At 41.8% G+C, this 619-nt stretch carries 1 pseudogene; it reads right to left on the bottom strand.

Annotated features, from left to right (window positions below):
* A pseudogene (locus tag HMPREF1551_RS09385) lies at positions 1-619 on the bottom strand (DNA methylase); the annotation flags it as partial.

Genomic DNA, 619 nt, shown 5'->3' with positions numbered 1-619 from the left:
TACGGGCGTTTTGGGCATAGTCCTGTAACTTTTGCGCTAACTGCTTTACACTGCTCTTCTCGTCTAAACCCTCCAAACGCAAAGCATTGACTACCGAGCCATCTTCTCGGCGTACCGCTTTATCTGAGAAGTTTTGCCAATCCGTCTGAAAACGATGTAAGCGATCTTGTAGGGCTTTCAAATCGCTACAGAGGTTATCTAAACGGTTTTTAGAGGTGTATTTAGAGCGTAAGAACGTTTGTTTTTCACTCTCTAAAGCCCCAATCTTTTTTTCTAACTTTGCTTTTTCAAGTAAATCAGTGTTTCCTGAGAGGATAGCTACATATTCAGAATAGTTCATTCCCGATTTTTCGTCCATAGCTCCCTCATCAATGGTTCTTTTGCCCAACTTATTGTTCTTAAGCTGGTCGATAAAGAGTTGTTTGTTAAAGAGTAGATTGAACTTGTAAGAGTCCAAAGATTTTTCAACGGCATAGATGATCACATCCACCTTATTATCAGCAAAATATTTGGCCACTTCATTGCCCTTGCGAATGGCACGTCCGTCCCTTTGTTGCAGGTCACTGGGTCGCCAAGGGGTATCTAAGTGATGTACAGCAACGGCTTTTTTCTGTGCATT

It is taken from the genome of Capnocytophaga sp. oral taxon 863 str. F0517, from assembly GCF_000466425.1.
Taxonomy (GTDB): Bacteria; Bacteroidota; Bacteroidia; order Flavobacteriales; family Flavobacteriaceae; genus Capnocytophaga.
Note: the sequence above shows the minus strand (reverse complement) of the source record. Positions and strands in the feature narration are given on the sequence as shown.